Source organism: Lysobacter sp. FW306-1B-D06B, assembly GCF_038446665.1.
Lineage (GTDB): Bacteria > Pseudomonadota > Gammaproteobacteria > Xanthomonadales > Xanthomonadaceae > Lysobacter_J.
Window position 1 is genome coordinate 462998 of record NZ_CP151802.1, and the last position, 16226, is coordinate 479223.

Below are 16226 nucleotides of genomic sequence, written 5' to 3' on the forward strand. Positions count from 1 at the left end.
TGTTTTCGACCCATCCGGATTCTCCACCGCTGCACGCCAACGGAGAGGGCCTTGTACCTGTACGGAGAATCATTCGCGCTCTTGCGCGAGAAGATTAGTCCGTGCTTGGAGTCATATCGGTTCTGTCAGAAGTGCCGCGTCGTCCAGATCGCATCAGCCCCTGTCAGTTGGAATAGCTGCTGCGTTCTAAGCCTCGGGATTAGGGTAGTCGTTCGCCAGCGCATGGCCGAACATGCGGGCGAGCACATCGCGCTGTATATGCGTGGCGGCCGTCCGGTGCGGCTTACCGCCGCTGCAATCAGCGCGTCCTGTCGTTTCCCCGGTCGCTACCACTTCGTCCTCGATGGAGCCGCGCACGGGGTGCCCTCGCGCAACAGCTGTCAGCTGACCACTGACATAGAATGCGCCTTCCCAATCTTTCAACATGCCAGTGTCTCGGCCGCGTCCAGGCCCACTTAAGAATTGGAAAGTACTGCGACCAAGGGTCAAGTGCGCCCCACTTCCGTTGAACGGACTCGCGCTCCATCGTGCACTCATCGGTGGAGACGTCGTCCTGCCTTTTTCAGTGCTGAGTTGGGTGATGTGCCAGTCCCGCAACATCATGGCCCATGCGTTCGCGAGGGCATGAAGCCAGGTGATTGTGAGCAGAACAGCCAGAGAAGTGGCGATACCTATGGGCTGTTCACCGGTGATGACCGCGCCCCTGCACCTCTGACGAGATGTCGGTACGAGACGCCTTGCTTCATTGGGGCGAGGCCGCAATGCGGAAGTCCTATACATATCAGCTTCCAGGAAGGGGAAAGAACCTCTAGGGGCCAACCGCCTGCGGGTACAGGCCCTTGGCGTCGTTAAGGCTGTCGGCTAACCCTCCGACTTTTGACAGCAGCTTGCCGATGTCCTCTTCCGAATCGACATAGAAGTAGTCGATGGTGAACCGGAGCGTCTTGCCGAACTGATTCCCGAGAGGCGGGAGAGCAAGGCTCCTCACCTGCATGGGCTCACCGGCCCGCGCAGCATCGCGCATTCGTCTGCTGTAGTACGAATAATGAACACTCAGGGGTGAGCAGGTGTTCCCATGTCAACAGATCGGACTACATGCAAGACAGCGACATCCTGCAACGGATGGGTTTGCCAGGGCGATCCATATTCGGTAAAGGGGCTTCGAATCTTCAGCAGAGTCATCCCCGTTTTGATCAGCTTCTTCAGACGTTCGGCATCTTGATTGAAGAATGCTTGTGTGAGCAGGAAGGACGTCAAGTAATTCTCCCAGGCGGTGAAGGTGCTTCTGGCCAGGCTGGCGATACGGCGTAGGCATGCCAGTGTGTACTCTTCATCGAGATACCCAACAGCGAAGGCGATGCGCGCAAGGTAGGCGGCGCGCTCAAGATCGTAGGCCAGCATTGATTGGCAATGGGACACATGAGCGTCTTCCATTCCCGCTTGGATCAGCTGTTCTTTCGCATGACGAAGCCGCACATAGTCAGCGGAGCGGACCCCCTCAAGCTCTGTGACTCCAGCGCCCCGGGAAATCTTACGGAAGTTTTCCTCGTATTCTGATCTGGTGCCTGCATCCAGCAGCCATTCCAAGCGTGAAACGGCTGTCTTTGTATCCGCCACGTCCCAAGCGTTGGCCAGCCAGATCTCGTTCCCGTTGGGCTCGCTACTGGGGATTTTCAGGTCGGAGATGGGTTCGCCGTAGGCACGCCCCGTTAATGCCCCAAATCCGAGAAGTTGAGCGCGCCGATGTGAATGCGTGTCTTCCTCGGCCATCGCAAATTCCAACATCTCGGCTGGGATGGTGATAGCTGCAAGCGGGTACTCCTGCCACAAGTGAGGGCGCCCTAACAACCCATCCTCTTGGCTCAGCAGTTCCCTTGCCGTGCGCACACCCTTGGCAGTGAGATCGTCACAGTTCTCCCCCGAAAAGGTTGCAGCGCGTCCCATCACAAAGGAGGCAGCATAGTCGCTCCAGCTAGAAAACTCTGCTTGCGCTGTTTGCGCCACCCAAGCCAGGCAGCGCCACATTTCCTGCAGTGTGAGATATTCCAGCTGATAGCAAGTCCGGGCCAGCCATGCGATGCGTTCGTAATCGTATGCAGCCATCGTATGAGTTGCTGCTGAAGAGAACGACAGTCCTTCCTGCTTGCATATCTCCTTGGCCCTTTCCCAGCGCAGGTAATCTGTGCCATCAAAAGACTTCAGCGCGCTCAGGCTGGCGCCATGCTCCAATTGCAGGAAGTCCTTCTGATAATGTGCTCGACGACCTTCGATGATTAGGCTTTGGATGGTTTCCCGTGCGGTCTGGGCATCGGTGATGCCCCACCATTCAATCATGCTATCGCGAGCATCATCCTTGTTCTTCGCTGAAACCAATATGCGGGTGGGCTGCTCGTTGCGAAGAAGCATCAAGGCCCCGAAGCTCAGCAGCTGTTCGCGATCTACAGGCTGGGCGAATTTTTCGTGCGCCAGCCTGAGTACCTTGATACGTGCCTGATCAGCGCGCTTCTCAGCGATTCCCTGCAGCCATCCTAGGAGGATAAGCGCCAGTAGAACGACGACTGCGACGGCTAGGACGAGCCACCAGGACATTCTGCGACCTCGAATAATGTGATACGTAGGCCGGAATCCTGTGGCGAACTGTTCTTACAGGCAATGCAAAAAGTCTCAAAAGTGGGAGCGTTGGCCAACGGCAATGAGCTTCGGCGAGCTCAGTCAGGCCGAAGTCAATACGCTGCCTTAGACCTCAGAGGGTGAAATACGGCGATCTATGGGCGGCGATTCGGGTCGCCACCCAACCTAGGCCACAGCTGCACTGCACGTCGGTAGTGAGTGGATTCCGCATCTGACCGATAGCAATGGGATGGACTCCTTCGCATCGGCGTCGACTTGGCGAAAAACGTGTTCCAGGTGCATGGCGTGGATCGCCGCGAACGACCCGCCTAGTGCAAGCGGCTGCCGCGCGAGAGCTGGTTGCAGGCCGTGGCGGAAATGGCACCGCCTGGCTGCGAGATCGGCATGGAGAGTTGTGGTGGCGCCCACCACTGGGCCTGGCAACTGCAGGCACGGGGTTCCGCGTGAAGCTGATCGCTCCGCAGTTCGTGAAGCCTTATGTGAAGAGCAACAAGAACGACGCCAACGACGCGGAAGCGATCTGTGAGGCGATGAGCTGACCTTGCATGCGCTTCGTATCAGTGAAGTCGGTGGAACAACAGGATATTCAGTCTGCACATCGCATCCGTGCAGGTCTGGTGGAACAGCGCACGGCGAAGGCGAATCAGATCCGCGGCCTGGTGGCCGAGTATGGATTGGTGGCACCGAACGAACTGTTGTCGCTGCGCCGAGCGATTCGGCGCTGGCTGGAGGATGCCGATAACGGGCTTAGCGATCGCTTCCGACATCTGCTCGACGGGCTGGCCGTTCGCCCCGCCACCCCTCGTTCGATAATGCGGGCCCTCTGCAATCCCTGTGCAGCGAGCGCCTGGTCAGGCGGTGAACCGGATGCACCGCCTGGCCGCCTCGTGAGAACGCGAAATGGGAACGCATTGGCCCCTAAAACAGGTCCTGCACGGAGCAAAGACATCGCCCGTTCCGCAGCCCGTCGCACCTAGCGCTCCAGCACTTCCGGGAGCGGGATGCGCCGCTCAAGCATCGTCCAAATGTCCAACCCGTCCATACAGATGATGCTCTTGGCTCGACCGAACGATTGAAGCCCCTCGGCTGAAAAGCCGCTTTGGTCTAGGCGGCACGCCCTTACCAGCCATACTTCAGACCGACCACTCCCTCGACGTTGCTGTGCTCGCCGGCGCCGTCTTGCAGTCCCAGATGGCCCCATCCGGTCCAGCGCTTGCCCAGCTCCATCTGTGCACCTGCCTTGACCTCATACACGCCGTTCGCGCGGTTCTGCTCCAGCACCGTGTCATTGTAAGCGATCGCGTTCTTCCCGCCGCCATGCCACCAGTTCGCTTCCACGAACGGCTGCACGCGGTTACGCGCATCGCTCAACAGACGCGTATAGGCACGCGCACCCAGGCGCGTGGTCACACCACCGGCGTCGGCCGACTTCACTGTCGTGCCGTTCGCCTCGATGTGGTCGTCGGCCGCGTAGTCGGTATAGATTACCTGCGCCTGCGGTTCCAAATAGAACGCACTGCGCTCCCCACGGCCCAGTTCCACCGCATATCCCGCTTCCACGGAGCCGCTCCAGGTGTTGCTGTCGTAACGCTCCGGAGCCAGCGCATCGCCCGTCACCTTGTTCGAGTACTGGCCGTACTGCAGCCAGCTATCCACGTACAGGCCCGTCGCCTTTGACGCACTCTGGTACCAGGTCCCGTACACACCCAGGTTGTAGCCGTTCACCTCGCCCTTGGCCCGATACTTCGTGATGTTCGAACCTACGTCGCTGATCGCACGGCCGACCCCGCCCATTGCACCCATGTGGAAGCGGCTGCCGCCAGCCGTCCAGCCGTTGAGCTCGCCCCCCACCTGCAGAACGTCGGTGTCGGTACCCATGGCAATCTGATCAGCGCCGGTGGTGCTGTTGAACTGGTCACGCTGCACGCGAGTCCACATCGCACCACCGCGGCCCTCGTTGTCGTGCTGGCGTTCGCTGAAGTCCACCTCGCCCAGACGGTCATCCAGGGTATGCACGAACATGCCCGTTGCCGCGGCCTGGTTGCTCAGATACGCGCCGGTCTCTGGGCGGTACACCGGAGCGACCGGTTTCGGCTTTGACGGCGAAGCCGGCTGCACAGGTTTGGTCGGCTCGGCTGGCTCAGTCGGCTCCACCGGCTCCACCGGATCAGTCGGCTCCACCGGATCAGTCGGCTCCACCGGATCAGTCGGCTCCACCGGATCGGTCGGCTCCACCGGATCGGTCGGCTCCACCGGATCGATCGGCTCCACCGGATCGGTCGGTTCCACCGGATCGGTCGGTTCCACCGGGGCCGGGGCCTCCGAACGCAGATACCACTCGCCATTGTTCGGATCCGCCTTGCCGCCCTGCGCCAGCAGGTACTCATTGGCGCCCGCCACGACGCGTCCGTTCAGAACGAACTTGCCGTCGGACACGCCGTCCACCTGCACCACCTGGATGCCGTCGGCCGTCGTGTAGGCGCCGATGCCGCCGGCATTGTTCACCTGCAAATAGGAGCTGCCGGAGGTGTTGCCCTGCACGATCAGCTTGTCGCTCGCCGACGCGTCGTCGCCCAGCACCGTGTCCAGCTCGACCACGCCACCGTTACCCACGTAATCGCCGGTCACGGTCAGCACATTGTTCGCCGCTCCGTTGGACAGATTGATCCGGCCGGCATTGGCGATGCTGCCGCGCACCGCAACCGGATTGCGTTGTGCCAGCAACTGGCTGCCCGAAAGCACTTCCAGCGAGCCGGCGCCGCTGAAGTTGTCGCCCATCGCGAACTCGCGACGCAGGTCCAGCGTGCTGTCTTTCAGTTGCGTCACTTCGAAGTTCTGCAACTGGTCAACGTTGCTGTCATCGGCGACGTAGTCATGGCCGTCAAGGACCAGCGTATCGGTGGTACCCAGACCGCCATCGAGTACCCCATGCGTGACGTTGGCGCCGCGCACAAGCACCGTATCGCTGCCGGCACCGGCGGCGAGCGTGCCCTCGAGCGTGCTGTCCTCCAGCAGCGCGGTGTCATTGCCATCGCCCAGGTCCACGTGACCGCTGATGCGGCCACCGTTTACGTTGACAAATTCAGTGTCGCCTTCGCCCAAACCGATCGCCGTTGCGTCCGCGCTGGCCGCCAGAAGCGTGCCTTCGTTGATGAGCTTGATCATGTTTCCAGCGATCAGCGTCGCATCGGCATGCGTACCGGCGATCGTGCTCCCGCTGGCGATAGCGACCGTGTCGGCAGTTTCAGCCTGCACGCCCACGCCAGGACCTGACACCGTCACCTGCGTATCATCCAACACCAAGTTGCCGCGGGTGTTGGCGTACACGCCCGCACCGTTCCCGGTCACGTCGACGATCCAGCCCGAACCTAGCGTCAAGCTGTTATCAGTCGCGCTGCCGTCGGCCTTGGACAAGGCAACGCCTTTGCCACCTGTCTGGCTGCTGACGATCACGTGGCCGTGCGAGGCGTCGTCGAGACTGTTTTCTGCTAGCAGCGCCGCACCGGAGCCTTCCATCTCCAGCGTTGCACCGTCGACCAGTACGTTTCCGCTAACCGATCGATTGGTAATCAGGTTGCCGTACGCCAAGCCCTTGCCGGTGATGTGCGCGTACTTCGCGATCACCACCCTGCCGGCATCTTCACCGACCAGGACACCCGAAGCGCCATTGTTCACGGTAATCGTATCGGCCGTGGTCAGCGTCGCGCCACCGTGCACGTGGATGCCGGCCACGCCGTCATCGACCGTGATCGCGCCGCGCTTGCCACCGGCGTCCGCCACGACCGACGAGCCTGCGCCCACCACCTCAATGGCGGTGCCATTCGACAGGTGGATGTCGCCGGCGTTGACGAGCTTGGCGCCATCCATCACCTTGAAAACAGTGACGCCCTTAGCATTGGTCACATTCATGGCAGCGTTGTTGGTGAACATCGACTGCGCCGAACCGACGGCCTTGCCGGTGATGTCGTACTTGATGTTATCCACCACCACGGCGGTCGCTGCATCTTTGAGCGTGAGCTTGGCCGCCCCGCCCATTTGACCGGTGGCACCGCCTTCGACTTTCAGACCCGTGGCGCCATCACCAGACACCGTGATGTCCAGCGCATCCAGATTGGCCGTCGAGCCGACACCCGTCACCTGCAGCGCAGTCGCGTTCTTGCCCGAGGCGATCAGCTGCGCACCGGGATTGAGGTTGATCTTGGCACCATCCTCGATGCGGATCAGCGTCGAGCTCTCGGTCGACGCATCCTGTGCGCCAGTGCCACCGTGGGTGACGCTTGAACCCGCACCGTAGGCGAAGTAGCCAATCTGGTTGGTTCCGTCCTGGAAGTTGACGTTACCCGCGCCCGTGATACCAACGCTTCCGCCATTGCGCGCATGCACGCCGATCGCGCCGTTACCGACCAAGTTCACCGCGCCGGCCACTGTGACGTTGGAGTTCGCACCTTCCGACCAGACACCGTAGTTGGGCAAACCGGCGTCCACATTCGGAGAGGCCGCGACATTGATCACACCCGAGCTGCTAGCCTTTCCGCCTGCCAGCGCTTTGATGCCTACCCCGTTGACGCCGTTCAGATTGATCGTGCCCTTATTGGACACGCTCATATTCGAATTGGCTTGCTGCACCAGGATGCCGAAGTTGCCCAGGGGCGAACCCTCACGAGCGCCATTGACGTCAATCTCGCCGTTGTTGACGACGGTGGCAGCTGAACCACCGGTCGCGTCCACTCGCATGGCTGCGGCGTTCTGCATCCCGCTACCGATAATGATCCGACCTTCGTTGTTAAGCGTACCGCCCCCGGCAGACATGATCATGGCTGCACCACCAGCATCGATTTTCGTGTCGGCACCACCCGCCGCAAGACTTCCACCCGAGATGTCCGCGCTGGCTTGCCGGCCTACATACATCGTGCCCGTCGCAGAGTTCGTAACGGAGCCGCCCTTCGCCATCGCGCCCAACACCTGGGAGAACAGCTGCGAATCATTCACGCCGACGTTGACCGCACCGTTATTGACGAATGCGCCATTGCCGCTCACGACCACTGCCGGGAAGACCAAATCGCGGCTGTCGCTATTCACCGCACCAAGGTCAATGACCCCGTTGTTGGTGAGAACCGAGCCCGTGCCTGACACCCTGCTCCCGCCGCCAACATATACCGAGCCAACGGGCCGGCCGCCGCTGCGGCCGGTTAGTGCCGAGGCGGTAGCGTCGGTCGATGAGTATCCAACCGTAACGACGCCGTTATTCACACCCTTGGCGCCGCTTTGCACATCGAAGGCGACGGACTGATCAGATTCAGCGCCGATGCGTCCATCGTTGATCACCGTGCCACCGTTGGTGCCAAGCAACGCGGTCGTCTGATGCAGCTCGACGGAACTGCCAGCTGCATTGGCGATCCGTGCGGTGGCATTGATGCCATTCGCCTGCATCAATGCCCGCTGCCCCATGGGAAGCAGGCGCGGATCATTAGGGTCGAGCGTTTTGCCGATACCTAGCGGGTTAACCGTGATGTTGATCGGCTGATTGGAATAGGCCCGCTGCAAGGTGGCATCGTACTGACCAGCAGAAATGAGTCCAGCTTGCATCTGCTGAACGATCCAGGAGTTGTACTGTTGCAGAGAAGGAAGGCTATTGACGTTATGCGCTGTCGTGACGCCGAGCCTGTCGGTCACCGTAAACGCGCCGGCAAAGACCAAACTACTTAGGGTCTTCGTGTAGGGCTGAAGTTGAGCCGCCGTGAACTGCGCCGTGTAGGACGGATCGCCGGAGAAGCGATTCCCTGACTTCCAAACTGCCGCGGCCGGGGTGCTTCCCGTTCCATCAACCATCACCAGCGAACTCTGCTTGACCGTGCCCAAGACAATATTGCTTTGCTCCAGGTCGACGTTGACCATGCCATTGTTGACCGTCGCCAGACGCAGGTTCACATAGGGGACATTTGCCGCAGGCGCCAGCCTCACCTCATCTTGTACGAGTGAGCCTATTGGGGCGGTCTTAAGGTCAGATGTGGCGTACACGGCCACCGACTGCATGTTGCCCGTAATGGGATCGCGCACGGAAATCGTCGTGCTCTTGCCTGCGGCCGCCCACTGCTGCATTCCAGTCAAGTCAACCGGAGACGACGCGTAACCGTTGGCAATGGCAGTTGGGATGTTCGCCAGCAACCCCGAGGCACCAGTCGCCTGAAAGGTTGCCCCGCCACTCAAATTGACCTCGCCGCCACCATTCACCAAGAGGGCGCCCGCTTCAAGGCTATTGCTGCCGGCATTCCAGGATGGCGCAATGGTGACACTGGTCTGCGCTGACGCAGGCAATGCCAGAACGCCGACAATCCCCACGACGGCACAGGCACTCACGGAACGGGCGGTTCGGCCGCGCTTGCCACGTGAAGTGACTAGCTCCGAGACAACAACCCAGCCCTGTGTAGCGCTGCTCCAGATAACACAGTAGATTGCGTTCAAACGTTGATCCTGTGGCCCAAGCGAAGGCCACATTGGACGCTTCTTGCAAAGCAGATGGGATACAACTATTCCGAAAGCTGCGTCACCCGTAGCCTAGGGCTGCCCCATTCATACATTTAGCTCATCGCCCTGTTGAAGCAGGAGATGGCGCCTACGCGCCACAACCTCCAGCGTGAGCCGGCGGCGCGGCATCGAAACGATGCAGCCGGCTTGCAAGCTGGAGTTCGCAGGCTTTCGTGGACAGAACAAGCTTCTGACCGAAGTATCCCAGGGAGCCGACCACGCCTGCAGGCAAGGTCACCAGCAAGACCACACGCGCGTACAAGTTCATCGATGCGCATCGGGATTAGTTCAGCGTCCAGATGATGTGTCGGCCACTTGGCATTGCTCGGGCGGGCTACTACGCATGGCGGGAACATCCCGTATCCAATCGAGCTCAGGAGGACGCGCGGCTGCCTCGGTTAATTCGAGCATCGTTTACGGCGAGCCTCGGCATTACGGTGCGCCTAGGACATTCCTCGACTTGCGTGAGCGTGGAGAGACATGCAGCAAACAGCCGATCGTCCTTGACCCGAAGTACGCGGATGACACTCAGATTCACGTCATCGAAGGACGGCGAATCAGCTGATACAGTGCGGACACTAGTGGGAAGCGCCGTCTCGCACGAGGACGCGCCATCCGGCAGAAAGGATCGGCAACTACTTCGAGCTAGGAGAACTTCATTGAATCGGCATCAACCGCTATCTACTGACATCAAGAGCAAGCCTAAGCGCAAGTGGAGCTCGTGGGAGAGGTCTCTTGTGATCGTTGATCTGTAACTGCTGTTCTGGCCTGCTTTTGTTCGTAGGCATCGCTCATATCCTCCGTGGGCATATCGCTCTGGGACTGCTGTCAGGTGCGATCTGGCCCTACTTGGCGCGATTTGGCCGCGAACAGGTCGCAATGGCACGGAGTCCAGGGCCTTCAGATCAAAAAAGCAATAACATCAAGCGCTTAACTTCGATAACGCCGTTATGTAAACGCCCGTTTTAAACGGCAGTTTGCGCCAAACTGATGCAGGAATCTGACGAGACCACCCATTGGCTAAGGAATTCTCCGATCTTTACTATGGAGCGGGGTAACCCACCGCAGCAAGATTATCGGCTCTTACATAGTCATAGGTTGCGCCATGGGATTCTTGGAAATTGCACTATTGGGATCGCTGGGCGGCGCGTTGATCGGCGCTTGCATAGTTGCGGCGAAGCCGGCCAAGCCATGTCCGAGCTGCCAAAAGCCTCTCCCTAAGTTGCAGGTCATGTCCCCTAGCAAGCGTAAGACGCTCGGCATTCTGATGGGGGGAGTGCAATGCACGGGCTGTGGCGTCGTTGTTAAGTCGAACCAGCGGTGAGCATCATTCGAATTGCCTGCGCTGTCATCCTCGATGACAGCGGCCGCGTCCTTCTAGTTCGGAAGCACGACTCGAACCACTTCATCCAACCTGGCGGCAAGATCGAGGCGTCAGAACGGCCTCTGGACGCGCTTGAGCGGGAAATTCGAGAAGAGCTTGGCGTCACCCTCAAAGGGGCCCTGTTCCTCGGCCGATTCGAGGATGTAGCGGTGAATGAGCGTGAAAGTGTAGTTGTTGCTGAAGTCTTCACGGCGCGCATCCATGGCACACCTACACCTGGCGCCGAGATTGCCGAGATTGGCTGGTTCCTCCCTCGAGGGCCGTGGCCGAGGCTCATAGCGCCGCTAACTGCGCGCGGAGTCTTTCCGGTACTGAAAGGCATGCTCGTATGAAGAACGGCCAATACATGGCGGCCGGACTTTACGGGCTATTTTCCTATCGTCCACTCTGCTTGAACTGTCCAAGGGCCATTCCGGGCTCTAGAGCTCGTGAAGTAGGAGTAGCCAGGATTTAGTGGTCACGTGAGCGGTGGGCCCGAGCGGGTGCGTGCGAATCGACCGGTTGATCGGTCGATGGACAGCCGACCTCGTTGAACCGCGAACTGATTTATCGCGCGGCCAAGCCGCGCTCCGCCCGTCGCACCGGGGGGATGAGACTCAGAGATTTGGATCAACCCCGTCGTCAAGAATTTATGGAACCCATCGAGCCGGCAAATACCCATGTTTTGTATCGCTTGATCGAAGCGGAGTCATCAAGCGACAAGCTCGCACTTTGGGCCAAACACGTTCCCGCATTCAAGGAGGTCATCGGGTGACTGGCCTGCATCAACTGGTCCAGATGCAAAGTTAGTTTACGCGGCAAGCCGCAGGTTGGGTTGAGGCGGACGGGCTTGGATCGCCTCCGGCGCCAGTGGTTGGTAGTTCAAGGCGCTGTGGGGTCGAACGGTGTTGTAGTGACGACGCCATTGCTCGATGACGACCTGAGCTTCGCGCAGCGTGTAGAAGATCTCGCCATTGAGCAGCTCATCGCGGAACTTGCCATTGAAGGACTCGCAGTAGCCGTTCTCCCAGGGGCTGCCGGGCTCGATGTACAGGGTCTGGGCGCCAACCGCAGCCGACCAGCTGCGCAGGTTGTGGGCCACCATTTCCGGTCCGTTGTCCGAGCGCAGGTACGCCGGCACGCCATATTCGACCATGGCTTCGGCCAGCAACTCGATCACCTCGTTGCTGCGGATCTTCCGGGCCACGTGCAAGGCCAGGCAGGTCCGGGTTACTCGTCGATCAGCACCAGAATCTTCAGCACGCGTCCGTCGTGCGTGCGCTCCATGACGAAGTCCCAGCTCCAGACGTGGTTCCGATACTCCGGCCGCAGGCGGAGGCAGCTGCCATCGGCCAGCCACAGCCGTCCTCGCTTAGGCTGCTTGCTCGGCACCTTGAGCCCCTCGCGCTTCCAGATGCGCTCCACGCGCGACCGGCTGAGCGACCAGCCGCGTGCGGCCAGCAAGGCGTGAACCCGCCGGTAGCCGTAACGGCCGTACTGCGCGGCCAGTTCGATGACCGCACGGGTCAGCGGAGCTTCGTCCACCCGCGGCTGCGGGATGTACCGCACCGACGAGCGGGTCAAATGCAATGCCCGGCAGATCCGCCGCTCGGAATGCCGCAACCGGCCCCGCACGTGGGCCACGGCTTGCCGCCGGCGGGCCGGGCTCAGAAGTTTCCCTTGCTGACCTCGCGCAGGATCTGGTTGTCGATGATGGCATCGGACAAGGCACGGCGAAGCCGGGCGTTCTCCTGCTCCAAGTCTTTCAGCCGCTTGGCCTGATCGATCTTCAAGCCGCCGTACTCCTTGCGCCACCGAAAGAATGTCTGCTCGGTGACGCCCCACTGGCGGCAGATCTCGGCGATGGTGCGCCCCTGCGCCGACAGTACCTCGGCTTCGCGCAGCTTGGGGATGATCTCTTCGGAACGGAAACGCTTCTTGGGCATGGTCAGATCTCCTTGTCGTATGAACATGGGATCTGGACCAGAAAATTCAGGTCAGCTCACGTGGGCGGGGCGCTAGTGCTGCTTGTGCGCGGCGCGCTTGGGCTGCATCGCAAATGCCAGCGCCATTCGCTGCCGCCACCGCACCGGTCCAGACATCGCTGATGCGGTAACTACGACGATCAGGAGGTTCCCGTTGGGGTGCGCCGACGACGGTACACCACTTGGGGCGCGGTCGCGGGCGCCTGGGCGACGGCGGCCTTCTGCTGCTGAATCTTTGCGTAGATTTCCTCGCGGTGCACGGCGACATCTGGCGGTGCCTCCGTGCCAAGGCGCACCGCGCCCGCGCGATCGAAGCCGACCACGGTGAGGCGAATGTCGTGGCCGATCCGGACGCGCTCGCCGAGGCTTCGCTCCAACACCAGCCAGCCCACGGCGGGATCGCGCACATGCAGTTGACGTGGCGACACCTGCCGGTCAGAGTCCCGCCGATGCGCTTCCTGTGGCCGGATGGCTACAGCGCATGGCGCGCGCGTGCCCAGCTTCGCGCATCCGGCTACCTCTTCAGCGTCCAATACGGTGAGGACGATGTCGTCACCGATCACAATTCGCTCGCCGATATTCCGCGTCAGGATCAACACGCTGGCACACCTACACCGCCGGCTTCCGAGGCGTCGCCGGCACCCACCGCACGGTGCACAGGCGCGTGCGGTCCCAGGTGCATCGGCGCGCTGGTCATACCGCGCATCGTGATCATGGCGTCGTCGCCAGCCATAGCGTCCTCGACGATGTAGCGACTGGATATGGAGCGACACGTTTAATGATCACGAGGCGCACCCTGCGGTGGCGCGACCACTGCTTACATCCGTTGCCGGTCCAGCGCCTGCGCGTGCAGATCGACCCGGGCCTGTCGCTCCGCCGTCAACGAAGCCTGCATGTCCCGGCGGTTGCGGCGCCAGCCCCACCAGGCCAGCGCGGCGAATCCTACGGTATAGGCCAAGCACCATCCAGCGCCCAGCCATTGATTCCAATCCCCGGCGGTGGTGGCCTTCCGCCAGTAGCTCCATGTGAGGAAGCCGAACAAGGCAATCACCAGCCAGATGAAGTTCTTCGCACGGACACCGAACCGGCGCAGCAGCCAGTACAGCCCGGCGTATGACAGTGGCAGCAGTACCACGTTCGCCAGGATCTGCGCGGCCGGCTTCATCGAAGGCGAGGCCTGTTCGGCCAGCCAGGCCATCAGCACCGCCGGCAACATCAGCAGCGCCATGTACAGCAGGACGCGGCCCAGCCACACCAGCCACAGCGGATAGACGGTGAAGGTGATGCGGTCGTTCGAGCCCATGGCGATTTCCTTGTCGTGTTCCTTGTCGTGGCGTGCGGCAAATGTTCGTCGGGGAGCGCGCCACCGCGGGGCTATCGCGGCGGCAGTACCGTCAACGGGTCGACCAATCCGCCGTCGCGACGCATCTCGAAGGTCAGCAGGTCCTGGGTAACGCCGATCCGCCCCATATCGGCGATCTGGGCACCGGCCCGAACCCGTTGCCCTTCGCCGACCAGGCGTTTGCGGTGGTGAGCGTAGGACGACAACCACGCGCCGTCGTGACGGATGACGATCAACTCCTCGTAGCCGGGCGACCCCGCGCCGGAGTACAACACAACGCCATCGGCGACCGCGCGCACCGGTGCACCGCCATGGCCGACAATGTCGATGCCCGGCGCATCGCCGCCCGAAGTGCGCCGCAGCACGGTGCCTTCCGCCGGCCATTGCCACTTGCCGGCGGCAGTAACGGCGGTCGTGGCCGAGGCCACAAGCTGTTTGGTCGCGTTAGACACGGTCGTGGGGGCCGAAAATGCTGATCCCACGAGTAGTGATGAGGTGATCGCAGACTGGGCGCTAACGGGAGTCGTCGTGGCGATGGAGGTTGTCGCCACAGCAGGCGCCAACTGCAAGCGCTGGCCAGGCTTGATCGTGTAGGGCGCGCTCAGCGCGTTCCACGCAGCCAAGTCATTCACCTTGAGTCCCTGGCGCGATGCAATGCCGTACAACGTATCGCCTGTCTGCACGATCACCGTCTGCGGATTCTGTGGCGCCGCCAGGGCAGCACCACCGGGCTCGTGCACCACGCGCACGGTCGCGCAGGCCACCATCCCGTCACGAGGACGGCGCTTACAGAAAGTCTCGCAATCTTCATCTTCAATGCTTCAATTAGTCAGCCCTTGCACATATGGTGCGGCCTCCGAGCGCATTTCAGCTGCGCGACTACATGGCGTTCATGGCAACCGTCCGCCTGACGAACGCCGGCAGCGGGACGGTTCAAATCTCGACGACTCGGCACCATTGGTAGGGTTTTAGATCCGTCCCAATCGAGGCCTGTTTCCTCAGACAAGAGGAGTCCACCAGTTGCAAGTTGTGGCGGGACAAGATCTGCATGGCCTGTTCCTGCAATTGGCGATCTTCGATCGCCAGGTCAAGCCTCCGGGATGCGGGGAGAATCAACTCGCACTTTCGGGCTCCTGAAGCGACGCCCAATTGCGGCTGAGCCTCAAGCTTCAGCTTGGCAGCCCACCATTGCAACCGAACACAAGTTTCATTGAACCCCAGCCAGTCCATGGCGCGATTGAGCCGCGCCACGCGCTGCTGTTTGCGATCATCAATCGCTGGCAAGACTGCGAAAATCCGATCGGGTGTTGCCTGCCACATTCAGCACGCCTTCCTGAGGGTTCGTCCATGAATCGCGATTCTGCAGATGGCTTAGCAGCGCATCCGCCGCGGCCGCGTTACACGCGGGACCAAAGAAGCTCACCGTCGTACCGCTCAACAGGCCATTGGCGCTGGGTAGGTTCTCCAACGACTCCATCGCGTTGCCCACCGTAAGCGAGCCGCGACTTTGTCCGTCCAGATGCAGACCGTCCTCGCCATAAAGCAGCATGTACTCGCGCGTTAGATCAGTGGCGTTGGCCAGCCCCAACGCGTCGCTTTCCAGATACTTCTGGTAGCCCGCGATCAGCAGCTCGGAGACGCTATTTTCTGCCTTCGGAAAGTGGATGAAGTACTGAGGGCCATCTCCGCTGCTGCTGTGCTGATCCGCATACTTATTTGCACCTCCTCGAGTATCAGGCTCCTTCCCATCCAGGATGTTGTTGATGCCATTGTCGGCGATGTGGATCTTGCCGTCAGCGGCTGGCTTCAGATCGAGCTTCTCTTCCTGCGTAAGTTCGCGGGGCGGCAGCAGATTGCCTTCGCTGTCCTTCTCCACGACATACACCTTGGCCTCTTCCAGAAACATGGTCCGGTAGGCTTCGTCGGTGAACTTGATGGCTTGCGTGTAAATCTCGCCCTTGACAGCCTGCTCCCAGGCGACCTGTTCTTGTAGCTCTTGCAGGTCCAGCGGCGCGACGCCATTGCCATTGAGCATGGCCTATGTGCGATCCAGACTGGCCAAGGCAGTGGCATCTCCATTCCCGATGACGACCGTGCCATCGGCGATATCGGCCTTTGTTGTGCTGCGATGATCAGCATCGTCCCCGCCGCCCAGCAGATTTTGTGCCACACCCTGAGCGGCCGCGTACTTGCTGCCGCTGAACATGCTGCTGTCGCCCCCGAAATTGTGACCTTCGGCTTCGGCCGTGGACTGGTTCTGCAAAAGCATGCCGAGCACCCCTGCGGCGCTCAGCCACAAATTGGCGCGGGATGCTTTGTTAAAGAATCAGGCATTTGCCCCCGAACACACTTAGGATGGCCCGAATCCGGGCCACCCCAG

At 61.0% G+C, this 16226-nt stretch carries 12 protein-coding genes and 2 pseudogenes; 2 read left to right on the top strand and 12 right to left on the bottom strand.

All coding sequences use genetic code 11. The features are described 5' to 3' along the window. Positions 1-186: 186 nt before the first annotated feature. From AAFF32_RS02120 to AAFF32_RS02135, 4 genes are all read right to left on the bottom strand, one after another. Positions 187-426 (bottom strand): hypothetical protein, encoded by a 240-nt coding sequence (locus AAFF32_RS02120; RefSeq protein ID WP_342316318.1) that lies wholly within the window; start codon positions 424-426, stop codon positions 187-189. Positions 427-808: 382 nt separating this feature from the next. Next, the gene (locus AAFF32_RS02125; protein WP_342316319.1) at positions 809-1024 is read right to left on the bottom strand and encodes a hypothetical protein; all 216 of its coding nucleotides are present in this window, start codon (positions 1022-1024) and stop codon (positions 809-811) included. Between the two features lie 29 nt (positions 1025-1053). Further along, on the bottom strand, positions 1054-2589 hold the full coding sequence (locus AAFF32_RS02130; RefSeq protein ID WP_342316320.1) for a YbeU/YbeR family protein: 1536 nt from the start codon (positions 2587-2589) through the stop codon (positions 1054-1056). Between the two features lie 1161 nt (positions 2590-3750). After that, positions 3751-9093 (bottom strand): autotransporter outer membrane beta-barrel domain-containing protein, encoded by a 5343-nt coding sequence (locus AAFF32_RS02135; RefSeq protein WP_342316321.1) that lies wholly within the window; start codon positions 9091-9093, stop codon positions 3751-3753. 1383 nt (positions 9094-10476) lie between these two features. Between AAFF32_RS02135 and AAFF32_RS02140 the strand changes: the two genes are divergently transcribed. Both AAFF32_RS02140 and AAFF32_RS02145 read left to right on the top strand, forming a co-directional pair. After that, the gene (locus AAFF32_RS02140; RefSeq protein ID WP_342316322.1) at positions 10477-10872 is read left to right on the top strand and encodes an NUDIX domain-containing protein; all 396 of its coding nucleotides are present in this window, start codon (positions 10477-10479) and stop codon (positions 10870-10872) included. 197 nt (positions 10873-11069) lie between these two features. Beyond that, complete coding sequence (locus AAFF32_RS02145; protein WP_342316323.1) at positions 11070-11294, top strand: hypothetical protein; 225 nt, start codon at positions 11070-11072, stop codon at positions 11292-11294. Positions 11295-11330: 36 nt separating this feature from the next. Here the strand turns inward: AAFF32_RS02145 and AAFF32_RS02150 are convergent. The 8 genes and pseudogenes from AAFF32_RS02150 to AAFF32_RS02185 form a co-directional block, all read right to left on the bottom strand. Then, a pseudogene (locus tag AAFF32_RS02150) lies at positions 11331-12465 on the bottom strand (IS3 family transposase). A gap of 179 nt (positions 12466-12644) precedes the next feature. Further along, complete coding sequence (locus tag AAFF32_RS02155) at positions 12645-12887, bottom strand: carbon storage regulator (protein ID WP_342317197.1); 243 nt, start codon at positions 12885-12887, stop codon at positions 12645-12647. Between the two features lie 84 nt (positions 12888-12971). After that, positions 12972-13277: pseudogene (locus tag AAFF32_RS02160) on the bottom strand (carbon storage regulator); the annotation flags it as partial. 44 nt (positions 13278-13321) lie between these two features. Then, positions 13322-13807 (bottom strand): hypothetical protein, encoded by a 486-nt coding sequence (locus tag AAFF32_RS02165; protein ID WP_342316324.1) that lies wholly within the window; start codon positions 13805-13807, stop codon positions 13322-13324. 71 nt (positions 13808-13878) lie between these two features. Continuing rightward, positions 13879-14610 (bottom strand): peptidoglycan DD-metalloendopeptidase family protein, encoded by a 732-nt coding sequence (locus AAFF32_RS02170; protein WP_342316325.1) that lies wholly within the window; start codon positions 14608-14610, stop codon positions 13879-13881. 169 nt (positions 14611-14779) lie between these two features. Further along, positions 14780-15130 carry a hypothetical protein gene (locus AAFF32_RS02175; protein WP_342316326.1) on the bottom strand — a complete coding sequence of 117 codons (351 nt, stop codon included), beginning with the start codon at positions 15128-15130 and terminating at the stop codon, positions 14780-14782. Continuing rightward, positions 15117-15881, bottom strand: a complete 765-nt coding sequence (locus AAFF32_RS02180) for a hypothetical protein (protein WP_342316327.1) — start codon at positions 15879-15881, stop codon at positions 15117-15119. The genes AAFF32_RS02175 and AAFF32_RS02180 overlap by 14 nt, the downstream gene beginning before the upstream one ends. A gap of 3 nt (positions 15882-15884) precedes the next feature. Further along, positions 15885-16115 carry a hypothetical protein gene (locus AAFF32_RS02185; protein WP_342316328.1) on the bottom strand — a complete coding sequence of 77 codons (231 nt, stop codon included), beginning with the start codon at positions 16113-16115 and terminating at the stop codon, positions 15885-15887. Positions 16116-16226: the final 111 nt, after the last annotated feature.

Coding starts and splice junctions, on each gene's coding strand:
- AAFF32_RS02165 (WP_342316324.1), bottom strand. CDS start 13,807: ATGGGCTCGAACGACCGCATCACCTTCACCGTCTATCCGCTGTGGCTG.
- AAFF32_RS02120 (WP_342316318.1), bottom strand. CDS start 426: ATGTTGAAAGATTGGGAAGGCGCATTCTATGTCAGTGGTCAGCTGACA.
- AAFF32_RS02180 (WP_342316327.1), bottom strand. CDS start 15,881: ATGCTCAATGGCAATGGCGTCGCGCCGCTGGACCTGCAAGAGCTACAA.
- AAFF32_RS02130 (WP_342316320.1), bottom strand. CDS start 2,589: ATGTCCTGGTGGCTCGTCCTAGCCGTCGCAGTCGTCGTTCTACTGGCG.
- AAFF32_RS02125 (WP_342316319.1), bottom strand. CDS start 1,024: ATGCGCGATGCTGCGCGGGCCGGTGAGCCCATGCAGGTGAGGAGCCTT.
- AAFF32_RS02185 (WP_342316328.1), bottom strand. CDS start 16,115: ATGCTTTTGCAGAACCAGTCCACGGCCGAAGCCGAAGGTCACAATTTC.